Origin of the sequence: Streptomyces yangpuensis, from assembly GCF_024666385.1 — a bacterium.
In the GTDB taxonomy this organism is placed as follows: Bacteria; Actinomycetota; Actinomycetes; order Streptomycetales; family Streptomycetaceae; genus Streptomyces; species Streptomyces yangpuensis.
This window is the reverse complement of sequence record NZ_CP102514.1, coordinates 2,258,817-2,278,971: the sequence shown is the minus strand read 5'-3', so window position 1 is coordinate 2,278,971 and position 20,155 is coordinate 2,258,817. Positions and strand designations below refer to the sequence as shown.

23 protein-coding genes are annotated in these 20,155 nt (G+C 72.8%); 10 read left to right on the top strand and 13 right to left on the bottom strand.

The features are described 5' to 3' along the window. Window positions 1-1,320: a Bcr/CflA family multidrug efflux MFS transporter gene (locus NRK68_RS10450; RefSeq protein WP_257855649.1), complete on the bottom strand. Its 1,320-nt coding sequence runs from the start codon at window positions 1,318-1,320 to the stop codon at window positions 1-3. Window positions 1,321-1,429: 109 nt separating this feature from the next. Here NRK68_RS10450 and NRK68_RS10445 point away from each other — a divergent pair, with 109 nt between their 5' ends. From NRK68_RS10445 to NRK68_RS10435, 3 genes are read left to right on the top strand one after another with little or no spacing between them, the layout of a single operon-like run. Beyond that, window positions 1,430-2,191, top strand: a complete 762-nt coding sequence (locus NRK68_RS10445) for an SDR family oxidoreductase (RefSeq protein WP_257855648.1) — start codon at window positions 1,430-1,432, stop codon at window positions 2,189-2,191. A gap of 54 nt (window positions 2,192-2,245) precedes the next feature. Beyond that, the gene (locus NRK68_RS10440) at window positions 2,246-3,109 is read left to right on the top strand and encodes a PhzF family phenazine biosynthesis protein (RefSeq protein ID WP_257855647.1); all 864 of its coding nucleotides are present in this window, start codon (window positions 2,246-2,248) and stop codon (window positions 3,107-3,109) included. Further along, window positions 3,106-3,681, top strand: a complete 576-nt coding sequence (locus tag NRK68_RS10435; protein ID WP_257855646.1) for a GNAT family N-acetyltransferase — start codon at window positions 3,106-3,108, stop codon at window positions 3,679-3,681. Before NRK68_RS10440 ends, NRK68_RS10435 begins: the two co-directional genes overlap by 4 nt. A gap of 4 nt (window positions 3,682-3,685) precedes the next feature. Here the strand turns inward: NRK68_RS10435 and efeU are convergent, their stop codons facing one another. The 6 genes from efeU to NRK68_RS10405 all read right to left on the bottom strand — a co-directional run bounded on the left by efeU (window position 3,686) and on the right by NRK68_RS10405 (window position 10,697). Continuing rightward, complete coding sequence (gene efeU / locus NRK68_RS10430; RefSeq protein WP_183065152.1) at window positions 3,686-4,546, bottom strand: iron uptake transporter permease EfeU; 861 nt, start codon at window positions 4,544-4,546, stop codon at window positions 3,686-3,688. Window positions 4,547-4,572: 26 nt separating this feature from the next. Beyond that, entirely contained in the window at window positions 4,573-5,868 is a 1,296-nt protein-coding gene (gene efeB, locus NRK68_RS10425; RefSeq protein WP_183065151.1) for an iron uptake transporter deferrochelatase/peroxidase subunit, read from the bottom strand. Between the two features lie 16 nt (window positions 5,869-5,884). Continuing rightward, complete coding sequence (efeO, locus tag NRK68_RS10420) at window positions 5,885-7,036, bottom strand: iron uptake system protein EfeO (protein WP_183065150.1); 1,152 nt, start codon at window positions 7,034-7,036, stop codon at window positions 5,885-5,887. Window positions 7,037-7,223: 187 nt separating this feature from the next. Next, window positions 7,224-8,159: a heme ABC transporter ATP-binding protein gene (locus NRK68_RS10415; RefSeq protein ID WP_183065590.1), complete on the bottom strand. Its 936-nt coding sequence runs from the start codon at window positions 8,157-8,159 to the stop codon at window positions 7,224-7,226. 164 nt (window positions 8,160-8,323) lie between these two features. Further along, window positions 8,324-9,679 (bottom strand): FecCD family ABC transporter permease, encoded by a 1,356-nt coding sequence (locus tag NRK68_RS10410; protein ID WP_257855645.1) that lies wholly within the window; start codon window positions 9,677-9,679, stop codon window positions 8,324-8,326. Window position 9,680: 1 nt separating this feature from the next. Further along, complete coding sequence (locus tag NRK68_RS10405) at window positions 9,681-10,697, bottom strand: heme/hemin ABC transporter substrate-binding protein (RefSeq protein ID WP_257855644.1); 1,017 nt, start codon at window positions 10,695-10,697, stop codon at window positions 9,681-9,683. Window positions 10,698-10,812: 115 nt separating this feature from the next. On the opposite strand from NRK68_RS10405, the gene NRK68_RS10400 reads away from it, so the two are divergent. The 4 genes from NRK68_RS10400 (at window position 10,813) to NRK68_RS10385 (ending at window position 14,830) form a co-directional block, all read left to right on the top strand. Continuing rightward, window positions 10,813-12,261, top strand: coding sequence for an HtaA domain-containing protein (locus NRK68_RS10400; RefSeq protein ID WP_183065148.1), 1,449 nt, complete (start codon window positions 10,813-10,815; stop codon window positions 12,259-12,261). 52 nt (window positions 12,262-12,313) lie between these two features. Then, complete coding sequence (locus tag NRK68_RS10395; protein ID WP_183065147.1) at window positions 12,314-13,750, top strand: HtaA domain-containing protein; 1,437 nt, start codon at window positions 12,314-12,316, stop codon at window positions 13,748-13,750. 19 nt (window positions 13,751-13,769) lie between these two features. Then, window positions 13,770-14,438, top strand: a complete 669-nt coding sequence (locus NRK68_RS10390) for a PhzF family phenazine biosynthesis protein (RefSeq protein WP_107081180.1) — start codon at window positions 13,770-13,772, stop codon at window positions 14,436-14,438. Window positions 14,439-14,512: 74 nt separating this feature from the next. Further along, complete coding sequence (locus NRK68_RS10385; protein ID WP_183065146.1) at window positions 14,513-14,830, top strand: hypothetical protein; 318 nt, start codon at window positions 14,513-14,515, stop codon at window positions 14,828-14,830. Between the two features lie 61 nt (window positions 14,831-14,891). On the opposite strand, the gene NRK68_RS10380 is transcribed toward NRK68_RS10385, so the two are convergent. Together NRK68_RS10380 and map are read right to left on the bottom strand one after the other, a co-directional pair. Then, a complete protein-coding gene (locus NRK68_RS10380) occupies window positions 14,892-15,539 on the bottom strand; it encodes a biliverdin-producing heme oxygenase (RefSeq protein ID WP_183065145.1) in 648 nt (215 codons plus the stop codon). 129 nt (window positions 15,540-15,668) lie between these two features. Continuing rightward, a complete protein-coding gene (gene map / locus NRK68_RS10375) occupies window positions 15,669-16,526 on the bottom strand; it encodes a type I methionyl aminopeptidase (protein WP_183065144.1) in 858 nt (285 codons plus the stop codon). Window positions 16,527-16,619: 93 nt separating this feature from the next. On the opposite strand from map, the gene NRK68_RS10370 reads away from it, so the two are divergent. Then, complete coding sequence (locus NRK68_RS10370) at window positions 16,620-16,856, top strand: hypothetical protein (protein ID WP_183065143.1); 237 nt, start codon at window positions 16,620-16,622, stop codon at window positions 16,854-16,856. A 54-nt stretch (window positions 16,857-16,910) separates the two neighbouring features. Here NRK68_RS10370 and NRK68_RS10365 read toward each other — a convergent pair whose 3' ends face one another. Then, entirely contained in the window at window positions 16,911-17,516 is a 606-nt protein-coding gene (locus NRK68_RS10365; RefSeq protein WP_183065142.1) for a hypothetical protein, read from the bottom strand. A gap of 84 nt (window positions 17,517-17,600) precedes the next feature. Here NRK68_RS10365 and npdG point away from each other — a divergent pair, with 84 nt between their 5' ends. After that, on the top strand, window positions 17,601-18,305 hold the full coding sequence (npdG, locus tag NRK68_RS10360) for an NADPH-dependent F420 reductase (RefSeq protein ID WP_183065141.1): 705 nt from the start codon (window positions 17,601-17,603) through the stop codon (window positions 18,303-18,305). A gap of 100 nt (window positions 18,306-18,405) precedes the next feature. Beyond that, complete coding sequence (locus NRK68_RS10355) at window positions 18,406-18,594, top strand: hypothetical protein (protein WP_030849047.1); 189 nt, start codon at window positions 18,406-18,408, stop codon at window positions 18,592-18,594. A gap of 4 nt (window positions 18,595-18,598) precedes the next feature. Here the strand turns inward: NRK68_RS10355 and NRK68_RS10350 are convergent, their stop codons facing one another. The 3 genes from NRK68_RS10350 to NRK68_RS10340 form a co-directional block, all read right to left on the bottom strand. Continuing rightward, complete coding sequence (locus NRK68_RS10350; RefSeq protein ID WP_257855643.1) at window positions 18,599-18,892, bottom strand: S41 family peptidase; 294 nt, start codon at window positions 18,890-18,892, stop codon at window positions 18,599-18,601. Further along, a complete protein-coding gene (locus NRK68_RS10345; protein WP_257855642.1) occupies window positions 18,880-19,227 on the bottom strand; it encodes a S41 family peptidase in 348 nt (115 codons plus the stop codon). Before NRK68_RS10345 ends, NRK68_RS10350 begins: the two co-directional genes overlap by 13 nt. A gap of 80 nt (window positions 19,228-19,307) precedes the next feature. Continuing rightward, window positions 19,308-20,108: a site-2 protease family protein gene (locus NRK68_RS10340; protein ID WP_183065140.1), complete on the bottom strand. Its 801-nt coding sequence runs from the start codon at window positions 20,106-20,108 to the stop codon at window positions 19,308-19,310. Window positions 20,109-20,155: the final 47 nt, after the last annotated feature.

The window sequence follows — 20,155 nt, the reverse complement described above, 5'->3', positions numbered from 1 at the left end:
TCAGTTCCCGGCCGTCGCGGGGACCGCCGGAGCGCCCCGCTTCTGCCAGGGCCGGCACAGGACCAGGAAACAGCTCGCCGCGAGCACCGCGCACACCAGCTGCACCAGGGCCATCGGCACCGCCGTGTCCTCGCCCGCGATGCCGACCAGGGGCGACGCGATCGCACCGACCAGGAACGAGGAGGTGCCGAGCAGCGCCGAGGCCGATCCGGCCGCGTGCGGGGTCCGCATCAGCGCCTGCGCGTTGGTGTTCGGCAGCACGATGCCCATCGCCGACATCAGGACGAACAGCGCGGTGGCGACGGGGACCAGGCCGACCTCGCCGAAGACCCCCGTCGTCATCAGCAGCAGCGACACCGTCGAGGCGGTGACGACGGCGAGCCCGACGGCCAGCACCTTGTCCAGGCTGACCCGGCCGACCAGCAGCTTGCCGTTGATCTGGCCGACGAGGATCAGGCCGACCGAGTTCAGGCCGAAGAGCAGGGAGAAGGTCTGGGGCGAGGCCCCGTAGATCTCCTGCACCACGAAGGGCGAGGCGGAGATGTAGGAGAAGAGCGCGGCGAAGGCGAAGCCGCCGGTGAGCGTGTAGCCGGTGAAGACCCGGTCGCCGAGCAGGCCGCGCATGGTCCGCAGCGCGGAGCCGACGCCGCCGGTGTGCCGCCGCTCGGGCGGCAGGGTCTCGCCGAGGCCGCGCCAGACCATCAGGGTGAGGACCGCGCCGACGCCGGTGAGGACGACGAAGACGCCCCGCCAGTCGGCGAAGCGCAGCACCTGGCCGCCGATGAGCGGCGCGACGATCGGGGCGGCCCCGGATATGAGCATCAGGGTCGAGAAGAAGCGGGCCATCTCGTCGCCGTCGTACAGGTCGCGCACGACGGCGCGCGCGATGACGACTCCGGCGGCCCCGGCCAGTCCCTGGAGCAGCCGGAAGGAGATCAGCAGCTCGGCGGTCGGGGCGAGGGCGCAGATCGCGGTGGCCAGGACGTAGACGGCCATGCCGACGAGCAGCGGCCGGCGGCGGCCCCACCTGTCACTCATCGGGCCGATGACGAGCTGGCCGAGGGCCATGCCGGCGAGGCAGGCGGTGAGGGTCAGCTGGATCGTCGCGGCGGAGCTGTTCAGGGCGCCGGTGACCTGCGGCAGGGCCGGCAGGTACATGTCCATGGAGAGCGGGGGGAGGGCGGTCAGCCCGCCGAGTACGAAGGTGACGAGCAGGCTCGTGCGGCGTGCGCGCGTCAGGGACGCGGTGGCGGCGGGGGCGGAGGGCGGTTCGGGCGACGAGTCGTGCGAGGGGGTCGTCGCGGGGCCTCTCTCCGGCATGCGGGACTCCAGTCTTCTCATCTGCTCTTATGCACCCCTGACCGACCCATGTTCTCAGCAATCGGAACGTCCGGGGACCTGAGCCTGCCGTGACGTAGCCTGCGGCCCCATGGACGAACGTACGAAGAAGATCGCCGTGGTGACCGGCGCCGGCTCCGGAATCGGCCGCTCCGTGGCCCTGACCCTGGCCGCCGCGGGCTGGTCCGTGGCCCTGGCGGGCCGCCGGGCGGAACCGCTGGAGGACACCGCCGCCGCGGCCGGGCCCGGCGCCGACGTGCTGTGCGTGCCCGCCGACGTCAGCGACCCGGCCGACGTGACTCGGCTGTTCGAGTCGGTGCGCGCCCGCTACGGACGCCTCGACCTGCTCTTCAACAACGCGGGCACCTTCGGGCCCGGCGGCGTCCCGCTGGAGGACATCACCTACGAGGCCTGGCGCTCGGTCGTCGACGTCAACCTCACCGGCGCCTTCCTGTGCGCGCAGGCCGCCTTCCGGCAGATGAAGGAGCAGGACCCGCAGGGCGGCCGCATCATCAACAACGGCTCCATCTCCGCCCACGTACCCCGCCCGAACTCGATCGCCTACACCGCGACCAAGCACGCCATGACCGGCCTGACGAAGTCCCTGTCGCTGGACGGACGGCCCCACAAGATCGCCTGCGGCCAGATCGACATCGGCAACGCGGCGACCGAGATGACCGAGCGGATGCAGACCGGCATCCTCCAGGCCAACGGGCAGCTGGCCGTCGAACCGGTCATGGACGCCGCCGACGTGGCCCGCACGGTCCTGCACATGGCCGAGCTCCCGCTGGAGGCGAACGTGCAGTTCGCGACGGTGATGGCCACCTCCATGCCGTACATCGGCCGGGGCTGAGCCGTCCCCCGGCCCCCATTGCCACGACACGGCGGCGGCAACGATCATGACCGCATGACCGATACCGAGGTACTGCGCTACACCGCGTTCTCCGGCGACCCGGACGGCGGCAACCCCGCCGGGGTCGTGCTCGACGCCTCCGGGCTGGACGAGGACGCGATGCTGGAGATCGCCGCCGCACTGGGCTACAGCGAGACGGCCTTCCTCACCGCCCCGCCCGAGGGGCTCGGCGGCCGGGAGGGCCGCTCCTTCACCGTGCGCTACTTCAGCCCGAAGGCGGAGGTCCCCTTCTGCGGGCACGCCACCGTCGCCACCGCCGTCGCACTGGGGGAGCGCATCGGACCCGGCGAGCTCCTCCTCGCCACCCGCGCGGGAACCGTGCCGGTGTCCGTCACCGCCGAGGACGGCCGCCTGCGGGCCACGCTGACCAGCGTCGAGCCGCACACCGAGGAGATCGCCGCCGACGACCTCGCCGAGGCGCTCGCCGCGCTCGACTGGCCGTCGGCCGACCTCGACCCGGAGTTCCCGCCGAGGATCGCCTACGCCGGCGCCCGCCACCTGGTGCTCGGCGCCGCCACCCGGGCCCGGCTCGCCGACCTCGACTACGACTTCGCCCGGCTGGAGGCCCTGATGCGCCGCCTGGACCTCACCACGGTCCAGCTGGTGCACCGGGCCGGGCCGCGCGAGTTCCACGTACGGGACCCGTTCCCGGTCGGCGGCGTCGTCGAGGACCCGGCGACCGGGGCCGCGGCGGCCGCCTTCGGCGCGTACGCCCGGGAGCTCGGCCTGGTCCCGGAGGAGGCCGTGCTCACCCTCCACCAGGGGGCGGACATGGGCCGCCCCGGCGTGCTCACGGTGGAACTGCACGCGGGCGACCCCCGCGTGCGCGTGGGCGGCACGGCGGTCAGCATCACGTGAGCGCGGATCTGCGGGTGGTCGGCTTCACCGAGGCACATGTGCCGCTTCGGCTGGCCGTCCAGGTCGCAGACCTGGAGGCACAGGCCTGGCCCGGCTCCACCCCGGGACACGACCCGGCGCTCGCGCCGCGCACCCTCCTCCTCGTCGACGGGGAGGGGACGGTCGCCGCCGCCCTGTCCCTGCTCCGCAAGGAGATCCGGCTCGGCGGGCGCACGTACCGCGCCGCCGGCCTGAGCTCCGTCGTCACGCGGACCGCGGTGCGCGGTCAGGGGCTCGGCGGGCGGCTGGTGGCCGCCGCCCGGGCGGAACTGGCGGCGGACCCGGCCGTGGACCTGGCGCTGTTCAGCTGCGACCGGCCCCTCGCCGCGTTCTACGAGGCGGCCGGCTTCGTACCGCTGCCCGGCACGGTCCTCGTGGGCGGCACCCCCGAGGACCCGCTGGCCACCGACGCCCCCGGATTCGACAAGGCCGTGATGGCGGCCTTCTTCACCGGTGCCCCGGCCCGGGACCGCGCGGCGTTCACCGGCGTGCGCGTCCCGCTGCACCCCGGGAGCATCGACCGGCTCTGGTGAACCGTCAGGCGGTGGGGGCGGGCTGCGGGGCGTCCGACGCCTCCGGCCCCGCCCCCGCCGGACGGCCGCCGCGCTCGGCGAAGAACAGCACCAGCACGGGGACCAGGTACAGCGCCCACACCGTGAGCTGGAGGACGGTCGGGTCCGGCTGGAAGTTGAAGACGCCCTTGAGGAGCGTCCCGTACCAGCTGTCCGGCGGAACGGCCGTGCTCACGTCGAACGCCCTGTCGTTCAGACCGCCCAGGAAGCGGGCCTCCTGAAGGTCGTGGACGCCGTACGCGAGCACGCCCGCCGCCACGACCACCAGCATCGCGCCGGTCCACCGGAAGAACTTCGCCAGGTCGATGCGGAGGGCACCCCGGTAGAAGAGGTACCCGAGCACGATGGCCGTCGTGATGCCCAGCAGCGCACCGATCAGCGGCGCCGAGGACCCCTCGCCGCCGGCCCGCACCGACGCCCACACGAACAGCGCGGTCTCCAGGCCCTCCCGGCCGACCGCCAGGAAGGCCGTCGCGACCAGCGCGCCGGTGCCCATGGCGAGCGCCGTGTCGAGCTTGCCGTGCAGCTCGGCCCGCAGATGCCGCGCGGTGCGCTTCATCCAGAAGACCATCCACGTCACCAGCCCCACCGAGATGATCGACAGGCTGCCGCCGAGCAGTTCCTGCGCCTCGAACGTCAGCTCCTGCGAGCCGAATTCGAGCAGCGCGCCGAAGCCGAGCGAGAGCGCGCAGGCGATCCCGATACCGAGCCACACCGGACGCAGCGCGTCCCGGCGGTCCGTCTTCACCAGGTACGCGACGAGGATGCAGACGACCAGGCTCGCCTCCAGCCCCTCGCGCAGGCCGATCAGATAGTTGCCGAACACGGTGGTTCTTCCTCTCCGGCGGGGACTTACGCGAACAGCGCCCGGCCCCACCAGTCGTCCTTGTCGCGGACGCCCGGCGGGACGGCGAAGACGGCCGAACCCACGTGCTGGATGTATTCGTTGAGGACGTCGGACTTCGCCAGGTTGCGCTGGACCGGGACGAAGCCCGTGCGGACGTCACGCTGGTAGGCGAGGAAGAACAGGCCCGCGTCGAGGCGGCCGAGGCCGTCCGTGCCGTCGGTGAAGGAGTAGCCGCGCCGCAGGATCGTCGCCCCGTTGTTGCTGTCCGGGTGCGCGAGACGGACGTGCGCCTGCGGCTTCATCGCCTTCAGGAAGGGCTCGTCGCGTTCCTTGGACTTGCCCACGGCGGCGCCCTCGCCCTTGTCGCGGCCGAAGATGTCCTCCTGCTCCCGGAGCGAGGTCCGGTCCCAGGTCTCGATGTTCATCCGGATCCGGCGCGCCACCAGGTACGAGCCGCCCGTCAGCCAGTCGCTGCCGTCGCCCGCGCCGACCCACACATGCTTGTCCAGGGCCGCCTTGTCGGTGCCCGAGATGTTCCGGGTGCCGTCCTTGAAGCCCATCATGTTGCGCGGGGTCTGCTCGTCGGGCGTCGTCGAGGAGGTCTTGCCGAAGCCGAGCTGCGACCAGCGCACCGCGACCCGGCCGAAGCCGATCCGGGCCAGCTGACGGATCGCGTGCACGGCGACCTGCGGATCGTCGGCGCACGCCTGGACGCAGAGGTCGCCGCCGGAGCGGGCCGGGTCCAGGTTGTCGCCGGGGAAGAGCTCCAGGTCCACCAGGGCGGCCGGGCGCCTGTCCTCCAGCCCGAACCGGTCCTTGGCGAACAGCCCGGGCCCGAAACCGACGGTCAGGGTGAGCCGGGAGGCCTTCAGGCCGAGGGCCTCGCCGGTGTCGGTCGGCGGGGCCTCCGGCAGGCCCTCGTGCACGTCGCCGACCGGCAGGCCGGCCGTCATCAGCCGGGCCGCCGCGGTCCACTCCTTCAGCAGCTCGACCAGCTCGGCACGGTCCTTCGTCCGCACGTCGAAGGCCGCGAAGTGCAGACGGTCCTGCACGGCGCTCGCGATACCCGCCTGGTGCTCGCCGTGGAAGGGCACGGCCGCGCCGGCCGCCGACGCCGAGACCAGGTCCGAGCCGCCGCCGAGGGCCGCGGCCGCACCGCCGGCCGCGGCGGCACCGAGCGCGAGCCCGGCCCCGCCCCAGCCGAGCACGGCACGACGGGAGGGAGCGGCGGTGCCGGGGGCCGCCGCGGAGGCGCCGTCGTCCTGCTGCGGCTGTCCGGACGCCGCGTTCGACTCGGTCATCGTCTGTTCCCGTCCGCTACTTGGCGACCGCGGCGGCGAGCTTGGAGAGCGGCTCGGCGAGGGCGTTCACGCCGTCCGAGAGCTCCTTGCGCTCCGCCTCACCGACCTTGTCGTACGAGGTGAACTCGTAGGAGGCCTTGTCGGTCCGGTACTTGTCCAGAAGGGTGTTCAGTGCCGCGAACTGGGTGTCGAGCTGCTTGGACAGCTCCGGGTCGTTCTTCTCGGCGATCGGCTTGAGCAGCTCGTACGCCTTCTGCGCGCCCTCGACGTTGGCCTTGAAGTCGACCAGGTCGGTGTGCGAGTACCGCTCCTCCTCACCGGTGACCTTGCCGGTGGCGACCTCGTCGAGGAGCTCCTTGGCGCCGTTGGCGATCGAGGTGGGCGTGATCTCCGCCTGGCCGACCTTCTTCTGCCAGTCGGTCAGGTCCGCGATCAGGGTGTCGGCGAGCTTCTTGTCGTTGTCGTCGATCTTGTTGTCGGCCCACAGGGACTTCTCCAGGCGGTGCCAGCCCGTCCAGTCCTTCGCCGGGTCCTGGCCGGCCTCCAGGCCGTCCTCGCGGACGTCGACCTTCGGGTCGATGTCGCCGAAGGACTCGGCGACCGGCTCGGTGCGCTCCCAGCCGATGCGGGAGGGTGCGTACGCCTTCTTGGCGGCCTCGACGTCGCCGGCCTTGACCGCGTCCGCGAAGGCCTGCGCCTTGGGCATGGTCTCCTCGGCCTGCGTGACCACGTACGCGCGGTACGCGGCGACGGCGGCGTCCGCCTCCGGGCTGCGCTTCTCCCCGCCGCCCTGGGCGCCGGTCGCCTTGACCTTCTTGGCGATGCCGTCGCCCTTCATGCCGGGCTTGCAGACGATCTCGTAGTCGCCCGCCTTGATCTCGGCGGTGATGGAGGCCTTGGTGCCCGGGCCGATGTTCTCGCGCTCGGTGACGATGCGGGCGTCGGGGAAGAGGACGTAGACCTCGGTGACCTTGGATCCCTTGTTCTCGACGTCGATCTGCACCTTGCCGGCCGGGAACTCCGTCTTCGACACCTCACAGGCGCTGTCGGAGGCCGCCACCCGTATCGCGTCGTCCCCGCCCGCGTCGCTCTTCTGGGAGCAGCCGGTGGCTACGGTCAGAGCGGCCACCGCGGAAGCGGCCATGACGGTGAGGCGGGCGGGGCGCATGGGGGGCTCCTGGGCGTCGGACGGGGGCCGTCCCAAGGGGGAGAGGCCGGTGAGGCGGACCTAACTTAACCGAGCCTTACTTCGCGCATACCCCCTCGTGCAGTGATTCGGATCTCACGTTCCGGCCCTGGGGCAAGAGGCCGTCATGGACCCTCCACGGCCGGCCCATGGACCGGTCAAGCCGGGGTCAAATGGGCGTGGCGCCGGGGATTCCGGGGCCGTCCGGGGTGTGGGCCGGAGGGTGGCTCGGAGGGTGGGCCGGGGTGTGGTTCGGAGTGTGGTTCGGGGTGTGGGCCGCGGTGCGTACGGGGATGACCAGCGGGGCCCCTGTGCGGGGGTGCGGGAGCACCTCGACGGGCTGCCGGTACACGCGGCTGAGGAGGGTGTCCTCGAACACCTCGGCGGGCGGGCCGTCGGCGGCGATCCGTCCGCCGTGCAGGACGGCGGCCCGGTCCGCGTAGGCGGCGGCCAGCCCCAGGTCGTGCAGGACGACGACCACCGCGTCCCCGGCCGCGGCCCGCTCCCGGCAGATGCGCAGGACGAGTTCCTGGTGGCGCAGGTCGAGGGCGGCGGTGGGCTCGTCGAGCAGCAACAGCGGGGCCCGCTGGGCCAGTACGCGGGCCAGCGCGACCCGGGCCCGTTCGCCGCCGGAGAGTGCGGAGAACGGGCGGGCGGCGAATGCGGTGACCTCGGCGGTGGCCATCGCGGTGGCGACGGCCTCCTCGTCCGCATCGGCGAAGGGGGTGCCGGCCCAGGGTGCGCGGCCCATCCGGACGACGTCCGCCACCGGGAAGGGGAAGGACAGTGCGGCCGACTGGGGGAGGACGGAGCGGCGGAGGGCGAGGTCCGGGGCGCTCCAGTCGCCCACCGGCCGGCCGTCTACGCGGACTTCGCCGGAGGTGGCGGGCAGGTCGGCCGCGAGGGCACCGAGGAGGGTGGACTTGCCCGCGCCGTTGGGGCCGACCAGGGCCAGCACCTCGCCGGCCCGGGCGGTCAGCCGGATGCCGGCGAGGACCTCGCGCTGCCCGAGCCGGACGTGCAGGTCCACTGCCTCGGCGAGGGCCGCGCCGGGGGCGGGGCGGGGCGGGACGGTGCGGCGGCCGCGGGTGAAGAGGCGGGTCAGGGGGCCGGGGGGTGTTCTGCTGGGCGTGGAGGGGCCGGTGGGGGTGGTGGCCGTGTCTGGGGTGGAGGCGGTGTTCGGGGCGGTGGCCGTGTCTGGGGTGGTGGTGTTTGGGGTGGTGGTGGTGTCTGGGGTGGTGGTGGGGTCCGGGGTGGCGGTCGTGCGGGTCACGCCCAGCCTCCTTGCTTGCGGCGGGTGCGACGTAGCAGCCAGAAGAAGAACGGGCTGCCGATCAGGGCGGTCAGCACGCCGAGAGGGAGTTCGGCGGGCTGGGCGAGGGTCCGGGCGGCGAGGTCGCCCGCGACCAGGACCACGGCGCCGGCCAGGGCGCTGCCCGGGACCAGGAAGCGGTGCCCGGGGCCGTTGGCCATGCGCAGCAGGTGCGGGACGAGCAGGCCGATGAAGGTGATGACGCCGGCGACGGCCACGGCGGCCGCGGTCAGCAGCGCGACGACCAGGATGAGGGCGAGGCGCAGCCGTTCGACGTCGACGCCGAGGTGGCGGGCGGGCCGCTCGCCGAGCGAGAGCAGGTCGAGCCGGCGGGCGTAGAAGGGGGCGACGAGCAGCCCGGCGACGGCGCAGGGGAGGACCGCGAGCACCTTGGGCCAGGTGGCCTGGGCGAGGGAGCCCAGCTGCCAGAAGGTGATCTGGTTGACCTGGCCGCTGTCCGCGAAGAAGACGAACAGGCCGATGAGGGCGCCGGCGAAGGCGTTGACCGCGATGCCGGTGAGGATGAGTGTGACGACCTCGGTCTTCCCGCCGTTGCGGGAGAGGAGGTAGACGGCGCTGACGGTGACGAGGCCCGCGACGAACGCGCAGGCGGTGACGGTCCAGTTGCCGAGGAAGCTGAGGCCGAGGCCGATGGCGGCGACCGCGCCGACGGCGGCGCCCGCCGAGATGCCGATGACGCCGGGCTCGGCGAGGGGGTTGCCGAAGACGCCCTGCATGAGCGCGCCCGCGCAGCCGAGGCCGGCGCCGACGAGCAGCGCGAGCACGACGCGGGGGAGGCGTACGTTCCACAGCACGCTCTCGCCGACCCGGTCGAGCGGCGCCCCGCCGAGGCCCAGGCGGTGCTGGGCGGAGGCGAGGACGTCCGCGGTGGGGATGCGGTAGGCGCCGGTGCCGGCGGAGAGCAGGGCAAGGAGGAGCAGGGCGGCGAGGAGGGCGAGGGTGAGGAGGAGGGCGCGGTGGCCTGTGCGGCGTTCGCCTGCGGCGGGCTTGGCGGGTTTGGCCTGTTCCGCGGCGGCGGGCGTGGCTGCGGCCGGGGCTTCGGCCGGGGCGGGGGTGGCTTCGGTGGGGCCGGGTGCGCGCCGGGGCGTCTCCTCGGGCGCCGAACGGTTCTCGGGGCCGGAATGTGGGGCAGTGGTGCGTTCGGCGCCCTGCGGGGATCGCCCCGGCACACCCCCGGCCCCGGCGGAGGCGGACGGTGCGGCCGTGGTGTGTTCGGCGTTCTGGGGGGACCGCCCCGGTACGCGGTCGGCCTCGGCGGAGGCGGAAGGTGCGGGGTTGTGGGAGAAGGGCACCTCAGGCTCCCTTGCCGTAGAGCTGGGTGATCAGGGAGGCGAGCACCTGGTCCGTGCGGGGGCCGTAGTTGAGCAGGACGCCGTCGTCGATCGTGAGCACGCGGCGGTCCATGCCGGCCGGGGTCTGCGCGACGCCCGGGATCTTCACCAGGCCGTCGACGCCGCCGACCGATTCGAGCCCCTTGGACATGACCAGGATCGCGTCCGGGGCGGCGGCCGCCAGGGCTTCGCTGGTGATCGGGGTGAAATCCTTGCCGAGGCCGGACTCCTTTCCGGTGTCGACCGCTCCTGCCGCTTCGAGGAGCGAGGCCGCTCCCGAGTCCGAGCCGCCCAGCAGGTAGACGGAGGCCGTGCCGCGCAGGTAGAGGAAGGCCACCCGGGGCTTCTTGTCGCCGGCTGCGGGAACGTTCTTGCGTACGGCGGCGATGCGGTCGGCGGTGCGCTGGTTCAGCTGTGCGCCGGCCTCCCTGACGCCGAGCGCGGCGGAGACGGCGTCGATCCGCTTCGGCACGTCGTCCAGCCCCTTGGCGGGGGCGACGACGAGGACCGGGATGCCGGCGTCGCGGATCTGCTGGATCGCCTCGGCGGGCCCGGTGGTGGTCTCCGCCAGGACGAGCGTCGGGCGGAGGGAGAGCACGCTCTCGGCGGAGACGTCGTGGCCACGTGTCACCACCGGGAGGGCGGCGGCCTGTTCGAACGTGGCGGTGATGTCGCGGGCGACGACCCGTCCGCCGAGGCCGAGCGTGTGGACGATCTCGTTGAGGCTGCCGGTCAGCGGGATCACCCGGTCGCCCGAGGTGACGGTGACCTGCGCGCCGTCGGCCGAGGGGACGGTCACCGGCAGGGCGGGCTGCGGCGTCGCGGCGAGCGGCTCCACCCGGTCCGGAGCGGCCGCGGGGGCGGGGGCGGATGAGCCCGGAGAGGTGGCCGTACCTCCGCAGCCCGTCAGCGCGAGTGCCAGTGCGGTCACGGCAACTGCGAGACGGGGGAAGCGGTGTGACGCGGCGGGCGTAGGCACGAAGGCACCGTCCTGATCGTCCGACTGAGGTTCTGAGGACCGGGGGGTTTTCATCCGGCCGGGACTTAGCTTAGGTTAGCCTAACCTTGCTTGCTAGACCCTGGAGGGGGCATTCATGCCCACGAGACCCGTCCGTGCGCTCACCATCGCCCTGCTGGCGGGCCTGTTGGGGGCCTTGCTCCCGGCTGCCGCCGCTCACGCGGGCACCGTACAGGGGGGTCGGCTCGACTGGGGCATCAAATCCTCTTTCCAGAGTTATGTCACCGGGCCGGTGGCGAAAGGCGGTTTCAAGCTGAAGAGCGGAGCCGCCACGGTCGGCGGAAGTCTGTTCCGCTTCCACTCGGCGACCGGCTCCTACGACCCCGCAACCGGCGCGTTCGAAGCCTCGTACTCCGGTGGAGTCACCTTCCAGGGCCACCAGAAGCCGGACGGTGTGTACGAGCTGGACATGACCGTCAGCCGGCCGACCGTCAAGATCAGTGGTGGTGGCGGGACGTTGTACGTGGACGTGTCCAGCAAGGCCAAGGACACCGGCACGGTCAGCAACCAGAGCCAGGTGCCGTTCGCGACGCTCGGCGTCGGCGGGATCAACATGAAGGGCGGCGCCAGTCCGCTGACCCTCACGAACATCCCGGTCACCCTCACCGCCCAGGGCGCCCAGGCGTTCGCCGGCTACTACCCGGCCGGCGCGCAGCTCGACCCGCTCTCGCTCTCGGCCGACGTGCGGACCGCCCCGGCCGCGGAGCCCTCGCAGCCGGCCGCCACCCGGCCCGGCGTCCCGGCCCAGGCCTCGCAGGCGCCGGGGGGCTTCGCCGACGCCGCCGTCGACTGGGGGGTGCGGCGTACCTTCCGCGAGTACGTCACCGGTTCGATCGGCCAGGGCGGGTGGACCCTCGCCGAGGGGGCCCAGGACGGCGGCGCGCTGTTCCGTTTCCCGCAGGGCAAAGGTACGTACGACGGCCGGAACGGCACCCTTGAGGCCGCCTTCGCCGGCACGGTCAAGTTCACCGGTGCCCACCTGGATCTGACGCTGGGCAAGGTGGGCGTGAAGGTGGAGAACGGCAGGGGTGTGCTGTCCGCGGACGTCACCACGGCGGGTGCGACGAAGAACGCCGTCCCGCTGGTCGAGTTCGACGCCAAGGGTCTGAAGACCGAGGGTGCGCTGGTCATCCTGGCCGAGGCCCCGGCCACCCTCACCGAGGGCGGCTCGCAGGCCTTCAACTCCATGTACAAGGCCGGCACCGAGATGGACCCCGTCTCGCTGGCCGTCGCCCTCGACGCCACGGCGGCGCTGCCGGCCCTGCCCGACCTGGGCTCCACGGCCGCCCCCTCGGCGCCCCCGGCCGCGCCCCCGGCCGCGGCCGCGGAGCCCGATAAGTCCTCGAACACCGCCCTCTACGCCGCCCTGGCCGCAGCCGCCCTCCTCCTGGCCGCCACCGTCACCACCCTGACCATCCGCCACCGCCGCAGAACGCCCGCCGCCGTCGCCACCGCCACGTCGTCCCCTCCCTCGCCGACTGCCGCTGCCGGTACCGCGGGACCGGGCGGTGATGGGGCCTCGTAGCGATCCGCGTGTCCCGCTCCCCTTTCCTTCCGTCCTTCAGGAGTTTCCCGTCATGTCGTCCATCCGCCGCCGCGTCTGCCTCGCGGCCGCCGTTCTGACCGCCGCCGCCCTCGGCGCCACCGCCCTCGCCCTGCCGGCCACCGCCGCCGGCGGTCCTCCCACCGGGCCCGTGCAGATCGTCGGCGGCTCCCTCGACTGGGGCGTCCTCGCCAGCTACCGCGCCTACGTGACCGGCATGGCCAAGGGCACCATCGCCGTCGCCGACGGCGCCGTGCAGAACGCCGACGGCACCCTGAAGTTCATCGACGCCACGGGCCAGTACGACCCGGCCGGCGGCCACGTGGTGAAGGCCGCCTTCAAGGGCAGCGTCACCTTCTCCTCGCCCGCCCCGCCGACCGGCCACGGCTTCGAGGTCAAGCTCTCCGACATCCGTATCGACACCGGTACCAAGAAGCTGACCGCCGACGTCACCAAGTCCGGTGCCACGGCCCAGGACGTGCCGCTGGCCACCGTGGCCTTCGCCGGCCGGTCGATGACCGCCCTCGCGACGACCCTCACCAAGGAGGCCGCGGAAGCGCTCGGCTCCCCGGGGTACGAGAACAAGGCCGGCGACCCGCTCAACGCTGCCCTGAAGTTCGAGGAGCCCGCCCCCGAACCGACCCCGACGAAGCCGACCCCCACCAAGGACCCCGCCCCCACCAAGGACCCCAGCCCCACCACCCCGGCCGACGGCCCGCAGAAGGTCCTGAACGGCAAGCTGACATGGGGCGTGAAGGAGTCCTTCCGCCGCTACGTGCTGGGCGCGGGCTCGATCACCCCGGCCGGCGGCGCCGCGAAGAACGGCGACCTCTTCGACTTCGCCTTCGGCAAGGGCGAGCTGGATGTGAAGAAGCAGAAGCTGAACGCCTCCTTCGAGGGCAACCTCCGCTTCCAGTACGCGGCCCACGGCATCGACATGACCTTCGCCAACCCCCGCGTCGACGCCACCGGCAGGACCGGCACGCTCTACCTCGACGTCAAGAACGCCGCCGGCAGCAGGACGGGCGTCGCCTTCGCCACGCTCGACCTGTCGAAGACCGATTACAAGACGAAGAACGGCGTACTGGCGCTCAACGCCGTACCGGCCGCCTTCACCGCCGACGGCGCGGCCGCCTTCGCCAACGAAACCACCGGCTCCCTGTACAAGGCGGGCGACCCGATCGACCCGCTCACCTTCTCCGTGGCCGTGGACAAGGACGCCGCCCTGCCGTCCACGGGCGCCACCACGACCACCGGCGGAACGGCCGGCGCAGGCACCGGCGGAACCACCGGCGGTACGGGCGGCACCGCGGGCGGCGGCTCGGTCGGCGGCGGCTCCGTCGGCGGCAACCTCGCCGACACCGGCGCCGAGATCCCGGCCGGAGCCCTGCTCACCACCTCCGGTGTCGTGATCGCGGCCGGCGCGGGCGCGATCTTCCTCGCGCGCAGGCGCCGTCCGGCCCAGCTCTGAACCGTGCTTGAATTCCCGCGTGAACGATCTCGATGTCCTGAGGGTCTTCTGCGCGGGTGACGGCCGGTACGGCAACCTGCTCGGTGTCGTGCGCGACGGCCGGACCTGCCCCGACGACGCGTCCCGGCAGGCGCTGGCCGCCGAACTCGGCTACAGCGAGACGGTGTTCGTCGACGACCCCGAGCGCGGGGTCGTCGACATCCGCACCCCCGGCACCCGGATGTCCTTCGCCGGACACCCGCTGGTCGGGCTCGCGTGGCTGCTGGACATCGAGGAGCTCCAGCCGCCCGTCGGATCCGTATGGGCGCGTGACGACGGGGAGTTCACCTGGATCACCGCCCGGCCCGAGTGGGTCGAGGGCAAGCGCACGCAGCAGTTCGGGAGCGTCGCCGAGGTCGAGGCGCTCCCGGCGCCGCCGCCGGGCGAGGGCTGGCTGTACGCCTGGGCGTGGGAGGACGAGGCCGCGGGCCGCGTCCGGGCCCGCGGCTTCCCGCGCCGCCCCGACGGCGTCATCGCCGAGGACGAGGCCACCGGCTCGGCGGCGATCCTGCTGACGGCCGAGCTGGACCGCGCCCTGAACATCACCCAGGGCGCCGGCTCACAGATCCTCACCGCCCCCGGCGCCGACGGCACGATCGAGGTGGGCGGCCGCGTCCGCTTCGCCCAGCCCCCGGCCGCCCTCGCGTAGCTGGGTATCCCGCACCGGTGAAGTGAGTACCTGAGCGCTGGCGCGGCCACCGGGCGCCGCGGTGCCATGGGGGGATGACGACGAACTCGATGCCCGGGCCGCCCTACGCGCGGCGGCAGTGGCCGGCCGTGGCGGCGCTCTTCACCGTGCTGGGGCCGGCCGCGGCGTGGCTCGGCCGGGCGATCTCGTACCTGCCCGAGGTCCCGGGCCCGTACGCCCTGTTCTACGTCGTCCCGTTCGCACTGGTGGCCGCCACCTGGATTCCGCCGCGGACGGACGCGCAGCGCCGCAGGCGCCTCGCGATGGGAAGCGCCGGCTGCCTCCTGGCCTTGTTCTACCCGAACGTGCTGGTCGTCACCTGGCTCGTCCTGTGGGCGGTGGCGGGCTCATGAAACCGCCGCGAGGCCGGGCCCGGGCCCGGCCTCGCGGCGGCGCGAGGTCGCGGTGAGGCGGTCACGCGGTGAGGCGGAACTCCTCGCCCAGCTCGCGGAAGACCGCTCCGTTGAAGTCGAAGGCGCGCTTGCACTCGTCGATGATGCGCTGCTTCTCCAGGTCGTCGGCGGCGATCGCGTCCAGCAGCTCGCGGTAGGTCCGCTTGAAGGCCGCCGGGTTGGAGATGTCCGCGAAGACGTAGAAGCGGACGCCGTCGCCCTTGCGCTCGAAGCCCCAGGTGCGCTCCGCCTTGTCGCGGATGATCTGCCCGCCGGAGAGGTCGCCCAGGTAGCGGGTGTAGTGGTGGGCGACGTAGCCGCCCGGCCACTCGGCCGCGCACTGGGCCACCCGGGCGGCGTAGGCCTCGGTCGAGGGCAGCGCCACCACCTGCTCGCGCCACGCGGGACCCAGCAGGTGCGCCAGGTCGCGCTCGATCTCCGCGACGCGCATCAGCTCGGGCCGGATGAAGGGGCCCGCCACCGGGTCGTCCTTCAGGGACTCGGCGGCCTCCTCCAGGGCCCGGTACACGAACCACAGCTGCTCGGTGTAGCGCGTGTACGCGTCCACGCCGAGCCGTCCGCCCAGCATGTCGCTCATGAAGGTCGACGTCTCGGCCTCGGTGTGCTGCTCGTGCGAGGCGACGCGGATGACCGTGGAGAAGGCGTCCAAGGCGGACCTCCCAGAAGAGGAAACGGGCGTGGCGACAGTGCCGCCACGCCCGATACTCCTACTTAGGCTTGCCTAAGTCAATGGGTTCCCGACGCCTTGTCGGTAAAGAGGCCTCCGGCCGGAAACCGCTCAGGGAAGGGTCAGGATCTCCGCCCCGGAGTCCGTGACCACCAGCGTGTGCTCGAACTGCGCGGTCCGCTTGCGGTCCTTCGTGACGACCGTCCAGCCGTCGTCCCACATGTCGTAGTCGTGGGTGCCCAGGGTCAGCATCGGCTCGATCGTGAAGGTCATTCCCGGCTCGATGACCGTGGTCGCGTGCGGGCTGTCGTAGTGCGGGATGATCAGGCCGGAGTGGAAGGACGAGTTGATGCCGTGGCCGGTGAAGTCCCGGACCACGCCGTAGCCGAAGCGCTTCGCGTACGACTCGATGACGCGGCCGATGACGTTGATCTGACGGCCCGGCTTGACGGCCTTGATCGCCCGGTTCAGTGCCTCACGGGTGCGCTCCACCAGCAGCCGCGACTCCTCGTCCACGTCGCCGCACAGGTAGGTGGCGTTGTTGTCGCCGTGCACCCCGCCGATGTACGCCGTCACGTCGAGGTTCACGATGTCGCCGTCGCGCAGGACGGTGGAATCGGGGATGCCGTGGCAGATGACCTCGTTGACCGAGGAGCAGAGCGACTTCGGGTAGCCGCGGTAGCCGAGCGTCGAGGGGTAGGCGCCGTGGTCGCACATGTACGCGTGGGCGACCTCGTCGAGCTCGTCGGTGGTCACCCCCGGCGCGATCAGCTTGGCGGCCTCCGCCATCGCCTGGGCGGCGATCCGGCCGGCGATGCGCATGGCCTCGATGGTCTCGGCCGTCTGCACCTCCGGTCCGGTGTACGGAGTGGGCGCGGGCTTGCCGACGTACTCGGGCCGGCGGATGTTTCCGGGAACGGAACGGGCGGGAGAGAGCTCGCCTGGTACGAGCAGCGACTGACCGGACATGCAAGCGAGTGTATCCAGCGTGGATGGGGCAGCATGGCGGGATAGAGCGGCACACAGCGGCTTGCGGAGGCATCGAGAGGAGCCGGGACGACGATGGCCCTGTTCAAGAAGCGCCAGGTGGGCAAAGCCGGCGAGTGGTACTACTGCCTGGTCCACCAGAAGGTCGAGGAAGGCCCCGAGTGCCCGGCGAAGGACCGCTTCGGCCCGTACGGAACGCCCGAGGAGGCCGCCCACGCCATGGAGACCGCGCAGGAGCGCAACCTCGAGTGGCAGAACGACCCCAAGTGGAATGACAAGACCCGCGAGGACGAAGAGGGCACGGCCACCTGACCCGCCCTCGGCGACGACGGGGACCACCGGGACCGCCCTCGGCGACGACCGGGACTACCAGCGGCTGGGCGGGGGCGCGGTCAGCCGGTCGGCCAGCCCCGCCAGCCGGTCCCGCAGCCGGCGGGAGCCGCGCTGCGCCGGCGGGCCGTTCTCCCCGGCCGCCGCGCTGACCAGGTGCTGCACGGTGTCCAGGTCCAGTTCGGCGCCGCCGTCCGGCACCGACAGCGCCTCGTGCGCCAGCGCCCCCAGGTCCCGGTCCCCGCCGTCCAGGGACAGTACGGTCGCCCCCGCCCGGCGGGCGTCGTGCACCCGCTCCAGCAGCCCCGCGCCGGGCTCCCGGGGCGCCACCACCAGTACGGTGTGCCCGCGCCCGGCCGCCGCCAGCCGGCCCAGCCCCACCGACAGGTGCGGCGGCTCCCCGGACCTCACCCGGTGGCGCACGAGCGTCGGCGCCAGCTCCGGCCGGCCCGACCAGGCGGCCTCGTCGACGAGGTGCGCCGCCAGGTGCCAGGGCTCGTAGCCCTCGGTCCCCACCAGCAGCAGCTTCCCGCCGGCCGGCACGACGGACCGGCGCAGCGAGCCGGCGAAGCGGCGCGCGTCGCCCGGCCACTGCGTACCGGCGAGCACCTCGCGCAGCAGGGCGACCCTGACGGCATCCATGGCCGCATCCTGCCGCATCGGGCCGACACGGGGGGCGCTTCCCGGCTCTTCGACTGTGAGCTACCCGGCAGTACCCTCGCCTCCATGACTTCCTCAGACAGCACGCAGAAGCCGCCGGCCAAGGACCCGTGGGACCTGCCGGACGTGTCAGGCCTCGTCGTCGGCGTCCTCGGCGGCACCGGTGACCAGGGCCGCGGCCTCGCCTACCGGCTCGCCCGCGCCGGCCAGAAGGTGATCATCGGCTCCCGTGCCGCCGACCGCGCGCACACCGCCGCCGAGGAACTGGGGCTCGGCGTGGAGGGCGCGGACAACGCCGAGTGCGCGCGCCGCAGCGACATCGTCATCATCGCGGTGCCGTGGGAGGGTCACGCCAAGACCCTCGAAGCGCTCCGCGAGGACCTCGCGGGCAAGCTCGTGGTCGACTGCGTCAACCCGCTCGGCTTCGACAAGCAGGGCGCCTACGCCCTCCAGGTCGAAGAGGGCAGCGCCGCCCAGCAGGCCGCGGCCCTCCTCCCGGACTCCCGCGTCACGGCCGCCTTCCACCACCTCTCGGCGGTCCTCCTCCAGGACGAGTCGATCGACGAGATCGACACCGACGTCATGGTCCTCGGCGAATCCCGCGCCGACACCGACATCGTCCAGGCCCTGGCCGCCCGCATCCCCGGCATGCGCGGCATCTTCGCGGGCCGCCTGCGCAACGCCCACCAGGTCGAGGCCCTCGTGGCGAACCTGATCTCCACCAACCGCCGCTACAAGGCCCACGCCGGCCTCCGCACGACGGACGTCTGACCACCCCACCGGCTGCGCGGCGCCTTTACGGCAGCACTGCGGGGCATGGGGGACACTGGAGGGGCTCGACCCCCTTTCGTGTCCCCGAGGAGCTCTTCCCATGCCCCGCCTTGCCGTCTTCGCCGTTGTCGTCTGCGTCCTCGCTGTGGCCGCAGCCGTCGTCGCCTTCGTGGAGGGCAGCTTCCTCGGGATCGTGTGGGTGCTGCTGGCGGGCCTCACGTCGAACATGGCCTGGTACTACATGCGCAAGGCCAAGGCCGAGAAGGCCGCCACCGCGCGCAACGCCTGAGCCGTCAGCTCCCGGCGGCGGCCCGTGCGGCCTTGAGTGCCGCGTCGAGCGCCTGATCGGCCGGGACCGCGATGTCGGGGACGACCCCGACGCCCTCCCAGTTGCCGCCCGTCACCGTGCTGATCGTCCGGGCGGCCGGCACCGCCACCAGGACGTGCTCGCTCACCGCGTGCCGGTCCGTGGGGTGCGCACCGCCCCGCGTGGTCTCCCCGACGAGGACGGCACGGCCGTGCGCCTGGAGGGTGTGGGCGACGTCCTCGCCCCCGGAGAAGGTGAGCGCGCCGGTCAGCACGTACACGGGGCGGTCGAGGCCTCCAGCCGCTCGACGCGCCGCACCCCGTGGTTCTCGGCCTCCAGCAGCGCGAGGAACGCGGCCCGTCCGGCGTCCTGGTCCTCCGGTTCCAGCGACTGCGGTTCCTCGGACCACAGCAGCCGCAGGTGCTTGTCCGGGCACACCTCCTGGATGTGTGCCGTGACCGCTTCGCACAGCACCCGCTCGTCCAGGCCGTCGTACTCGCCGGCCGCGAGCCGGCGCCGGACCGCGGCGTCGATGGCCTCGGTCTTCTCGGGGAAGACGTACCCTGCGCCGATCCGCTCCAGGGCCCGCTCGATGATCTCTTCGTGTGTAGGCACGGCGGGCCATGGTAGGTGCCGGACGGGCCTGGGGCGACGGGGTTTCCTGCGCCGGCTCGGCACGATCCGGAAGAGACGGTCTAGTCCTGCGGGACCTCGCAGACGCCCGTGCCCTCCTGCCAGAAGCGGTAGAGGTCGCGGCCGCAGTACGTTTCCAGGTCCGACACGCCCAGCGCCGACAGCACGCCGTCCACGACGTCGAAGAAGACGGCGTTGACCGCCGGGATCCACAGCAGCGCGAAGACCGCGATCAGGCCGAACGGCGCCAGCGGCTCCATCTCGCGCCGTACCCGGTACGACAGCCACGGCTCGATCACCCCGTACCCGTCGAGGCCCGGCACCGGCAGGAAGTTCAGTATCGCCGCCGTCACCTGGAGCATCGCGAGGAAGCCGAGCGCGTAGCGGAAGGCGAGCGGCACCCCGTCCAGCGCGTCCAGCCAGAACGGGGCCGTGCAGACGACCGCGAAGGCCACGTTCGTCAGCGGGCCCGCCGCCGAGATCAGGCTGTGCTTCCAGCGCCCCCGGATCCGGTCGCGCTCGATGAAGACCGCGCCGCCCGGCAGGCCGATCCCGCCCAGGATCACGAAGATCACCGGCAGGACGATGCTGAGCAGTGCGTGCGTGTACTTCAGCGGGTTCAGCGTCAGGTAGCCCTTGGCCCCGACGGTGAGGTCACCGCCGTGCAGGGCGGTACGGGCGTGCGCGTACTCATGCAGGCAGAGGGAGACGATCCACGCCGACGTCACGAAGAGGAACACGGCGAGGCCGGCGCTCGCCGAGTACCCCGTCCACACCGCCCAGCCCGTGACGGCCATGACGGCGAAGATCCCGATGAATACCGAACTGATCCGCCGCTCGTGGCGGGTGCCCTGATGAACCATGCGGGGAAACCTATCCCGGGGCGCGTGCGGAAAACGGTTCGGGGCCG

What these genes read in the sequence shown, in the direction of transcription:
- NRK68_RS10450 (WP_257855649.1), bottom strand. Translation starts at nt 1,320, where the DNA reads ATGCCGGAGAGAGGCCCCGCGACGACCCCCTCGCACGACTCGTCGCCC.
- NRK68_RS10445 (WP_257855648.1), top strand. Translation starts at nt 1,430, where the DNA reads ATGGACGAACGTACGAAGAAGATCGCCGTGGTGACCGGCGCCGGCTCC.
- NRK68_RS10440 (WP_257855647.1), top strand. Translation starts at nt 2,246, where the DNA reads ATGACCGATACCGAGGTACTGCGCTACACCGCGTTCTCCGGCGACCCG.
- efeB (WP_183065151.1), bottom strand. Translation starts at nt 5,868, where the DNA reads ATGACCGAGTCGAACGCGGCGTCCGGACAGCCGCAGCAGGACGACGGC.
- efeO (WP_183065150.1), bottom strand. Translation starts at nt 7,036, where the DNA reads ATGCGCCCCGCCCGCCTCACCGTCATGGCCGCTTCCGCGGTGGCCGCT.
- NRK68_RS10400 (WP_183065148.1), top strand. Translation starts at nt 10,813, where the DNA reads ATGCCCACGAGACCCGTCCGTGCGCTCACCATCGCCCTGCTGGCGGGC.
- NRK68_RS10395 (WP_183065147.1), top strand. Translation starts at nt 12,314, where the DNA reads ATGTCGTCCATCCGCCGCCGCGTCTGCCTCGCGGCCGCCGTTCTGACC.
- NRK68_RS10385 (WP_183065146.1), top strand. Translation starts at nt 14,513, where the DNA reads ATGACGACGAACTCGATGCCCGGGCCGCCCTACGCGCGGCGGCAGTGG.
- map (WP_183065144.1), bottom strand. Translation starts at nt 16,526, where the DNA reads ATGTCCGGTCAGTCGCTGCTCGTACCAGGCGAGCTCTCTCCCGCCCGT.
- NRK68_RS10370 (WP_183065143.1), top strand. Translation starts at nt 16,620, where the DNA reads ATGGCCCTGTTCAAGAAGCGCCAGGTGGGCAAAGCCGGCGAGTGGTAC.
- NRK68_RS10365 (WP_183065142.1), bottom strand. Translation starts at nt 17,516, where the DNA reads ATGGATGCCGTCAGGGTCGCCCTGCTGCGCGAGGTGCTCGCCGGTACG.
- npdG (WP_183065141.1), top strand. Translation starts at nt 17,601, where the DNA reads ATGACTTCCTCAGACAGCACGCAGAAGCCGCCGGCCAAGGACCCGTGG.
- NRK68_RS10355 (WP_030849047.1), top strand. Translation starts at nt 18,406, where the DNA reads ATGCCCCGCCTTGCCGTCTTCGCCGTTGTCGTCTGCGTCCTCGCTGTG.
- NRK68_RS10340 (WP_183065140.1), bottom strand. Translation starts at nt 20,108, where the DNA reads ATGGTTCATCAGGGCACCCGCCACGAGCGGCGGATCAGTTCGGTATTC.